We start from the raw sequence: 3,542 nt of genomic DNA, 5'->3' as shown, positions 1-3,542 counted from the left end.
CCACCTTCTATCTCCCCCCCCCGTGCGGTGGGTTGTTTAGTTTTTCTAACCGCTTCCGCCCCCCCCCCCCCCCCCCGGCGCCGCGGGCCCCCCCCCCCCGCCCCCCCGGCCCGCTCAATGCCCACCGCCGTGCACGAAGGAGATCATCATGGCTCGCCGCACCGTCCGCCTCGCCGTCACCGTCGCCGCCGCCGCCCTGGCCGTCACCGGCCTGAGCAGCTCCGCGCTCGCCGACACCGCCACGACCACCACCGCCCCCGCCGGCAACCTGGTCGTCAACGAGAGCACCACGTTCCTGCAGAACGCGGCGAACGCGGGCATCGTCGCCCTCGCGCTGCCCACCGCCACCCCGGGCTACAGCGCCACCACCGGCTTCAACGCGACCTTCCCGGTGACCGGCGGTACGGCGGACCTGGCGGCCTTCAACGGCAGCGTGCAGCTCGGCGGCGGCCTGCTGCTGGTGAACATCAACACCGGCGCCACCGTGGTCTTCACGAACCTGACCTTCGACGCGAGCCACTACGCGGTCGAGGGCACCCCGCTGGGCCAGACCACCCCGGTCAAGCTGCTGGACACCGTCCGCGTCACCGTGACCAAGGACGCCACCACCGGCACCCAGACCCTCAACTCGGCCTTCCTCGCGCTGGACACCCAGGGCGCGGCCTACGCCGACACCACCCTGAACACCACCTTCTTCACCGCTCACGCGAACGTCGGCACCGCCGTCCTGACCTACACCCCGGCCGGCTGATCCCCCCGTACGGCGCGGTACCGCGCGATTCCGGCAGTCGGGGCCCGGTTGGGGCCTCGTACATCTGAATCATCGTCAACTGTCATGTATCGCGGGCTGAATGGGCTCACGGGTATCCGTGGGCCCATTCGCATGCCCGCCCGAAGGCCGACCGCACCGCCGGAGGTATCGCTCATGAGAGTCCGTGTCCGTGGCCCCGAGGACCTGGGGTGGTGGACCCGCGCCTGGACGGCCTGCGTGCTGGCGTGGGCGGTGACGGCCGGGTTCGCGGTGCTGCCGCTGAGCGCCGGGACCGTCCCGGTGGCGAACGCCGCCGACCCGCCGGTGGTCAAGAACGGCACGGAGACCGTCACCGGGGTCAACGTCTGGAGCCCGGCGACCAACCAGTACACCCCCACCGGCTCGGTGTCGGTGGCCCCGGCCACCACTCTGGGCAACCAGGTGGTGCACGTCTCCTGGACCGGGTTCCCGTCCAGCGTCCTGGTGAGCAACGGCCAGCAGGCGGGCACGGTGGCCCCCCGGGACGCCGGCGTCTCGTACCCGGTGCGGGTCTACCAGTGCCGCGGCAAGGACCCGAAGATCACCGACTGCTACGGCTCCTCGCTCTACAACTCGCCGGGCGACGGCTTCAACCAGCGCGCCGCGGGCCAGGGCACCAACGTGCCGGACTTCCCGTCCGACATGCAGATCGCCGTGACCGACCAGAACGGCAACGGCGGCGTGGACATCGAGGTGTGGACCTCGCAGCAGAGCCCGACCCTGGGCTGCGACGCGACCCACGACTGCTCGATCGTGGTGGAACCCAACTGGGGCGGCGACGCCCTGGGCCTGACCGGGGTCCGCAAGCGGGACGAGACCCCGCACTGCGAGAGCCACGCCTTCGACCGCGGCGGCTTCCTGGAGTCGACCGACTCCGTCTACAACAAGGACACGCTGCTGGGCAAGCAGACCCACGGTGAGATCTGCTCCTGGGCCAACCGGGTGGTGGTCCCGCTGACCTTCGCCCAGACCGCGAGCAGCTGCGCGGGCGGCGCCTACGACTTCACCATGGCCGGGCTGCCGATGGGCTCCCGGGCGCTGCAGCAGTGGCGGGCCGGCGCCTGCCTGGCGACCGACAACAAGGCGTACGTGGGCTACACCGAACTCGGTGAGCCGCAGGCCCGCTCGGCCTTCCTGCAGAGCCGCGGGGCGGACGTCGCCCTGACCGCGCTGCCGGACCGCGGCGCCGCGCCGCGCCCCTACGTCTACGTGCCGTTGGCCGACAGCGGGATCTCGGTGGTCTACCTGGTGGACGACCCGAGCAACGGCCAGCAGATCCGCACCCTGCGGCTGAACGCCCGGCTGCTGGCCAAGGAGCTCACCCAGTCCTACGCGATCTACGCGCCCGGCACCGAGCCGCAGTCCGTGGCCGGCAACCCGACCTGCCTCTTCACCGACCCGGAGTTCCTCCAGCTCAACCCGCCGAGCCAGATCGCCCCGCTCAAGTGGCCCGACTGCAACCTCGGCGAGCCGGACATGCTGCCGATCATGTACGGCGGCACCACCGACCTGGTGCACCAGCTGACCGGGTGGATCGCGGCCGATCCGCAGGCCGCCGGCTTCCTCCAGGGACGCCCGGACGAGTGGGGCATGCACGTGGACCCGCACTACCTGCAGCCCACCTTCTCCGGCTACCCGGTCGACCAGGTGATCCCGCAGGACAGCACCGGCAACGCGCACCCGGGGACGGACCAGCAGGGCAACCCGGTCACCGTCGACCGGCACGAGAAGAGCTACGAGTGGAACCCGGTGCTGGGCACCATGGACGACGCCGTCCGGGCCTTCCTCTCGGACAAGCCCACCTGCCAGTTCCCGGACGCCGACAACACCGGCAACCACGCCAAGTGCGACGCCCTCCAGGTCGGCCGGCGCCAGGTGCTGGCGATCGTGGACAGCGGCCGGGCCGAGGCGTACAGCCTGCCGGAGGCCCAACTGCTCAACCCGGCCGGCTCGTTCGTGAGCCCCTCGGCGGACGCGTTCCGTCACACGGTCGACGACATGCCGCTGGACCTGCAGACCTACACCCAGCAGCTGCCCTACACCACCCCCGGTTCGGACTTCGCCAAGGACCCGAAGGCCTATCCGCTGAGCACCGTGGAGTACGCGATGGTGCCCACCAGCGGCCTGGGCAACCGGACCACGGCGATCGGCGCGTTCTTCCAGCAGGTGGTCTCGCTCGGCGGCGGCCAGCGCTACGGCCGCGACCCGGGCCAACTCCCGGTCGGCTTCGCCGACCTGTCGGACTACCAGCGCCAGCTCGCCAGTGACGCCCTGACCCACGTGGTGGCCCAGGACGGTCTGCTGCCCGGCAACCAGAAGCCGGCCGCCCAGCCCGCCACCGGCGACGGCGGCGGGTCCACCACCCGGAGCGGCTCCGGCACCGTCGCCGCGCCCGTCGCCGACAGCGGCTCCGGGACCGGTGCGGACGGCACCGGAACCGGCGGCAACCCGGGGACCGACACCGGGACCGGGGGCGCCCCGGCCCCGGGCGCCACCGCGACCCCCGGCACCAGGCCCAGCACCGGCGCGAACCCGAGCGCCGCCCCCGCGGTGGCCCCGATCGCGGCCGGCGCACCCGCGCCGGACCGGGCCGGCGTGGCCCGGGTGCTGCTGCCCGCGGTGCTGATCAGCGGCGGTGTGCTGCTGGTCGGTGGCCCGGCCGCGCTGCTGCTCGGCGGCACGGCCGCCGGCGGCCGGCTGCTGCAGCGGGTCCGCCGCGGCTCCGGCGGCAACTGATCACGGTGGCGGGCGG

General features: G+C 72.8%; 2 protein-coding genes. Both read left to right on the top strand.

The features are described 5' to 3' along the window. Positions 1–148: 148 nt before the first annotated feature. Positions 149–751, top strand: coding sequence for a hypothetical protein (locus ACFW1A_RS39450; protein WP_380418343.1), 603 nt, complete (start codon positions 149–151; stop codon positions 749–751). 174 nt (positions 752–925) lie between these two features. Beyond that, positions 926–3,526 (top strand): hypothetical protein, encoded by a 2,601-nt coding sequence (locus ACFW1A_RS39445; RefSeq protein WP_380418341.1) that lies wholly within the window; start codon positions 926–928, stop codon positions 3,524–3,526. Positions 3,527–3,542 lie beyond the last annotated feature (16 nt).

The sequence above is a fragment of the Kitasatospora sp. NPDC058965 genome, from assembly GCF_042741245.1.
Taxonomy (GTDB): Bacteria; Actinomycetota; Actinomycetes; order Streptomycetales; family Streptomycetaceae; genus Kitasatospora.
The sequence above is the reverse complement of the archived record's forward strand: the minus strand, read 5'-3'. Positions and strand labels throughout refer to the sequence as shown.

What these genes read in the sequence shown, in the direction of transcription:
- ACFW1A_RS39450 (WP_380418343.1), top strand. Translation starts at nt 149, where the DNA reads ATGGCTCGCCGCACCGTCCGCCTCGCCGTCACCGTCGCCGCCGCCGCC.
- ACFW1A_RS39445 (WP_380418341.1), top strand. Translation starts at nt 926, where the DNA reads ATGAGAGTCCGTGTCCGTGGCCCCGAGGACCTGGGGTGGTGGACCCGC.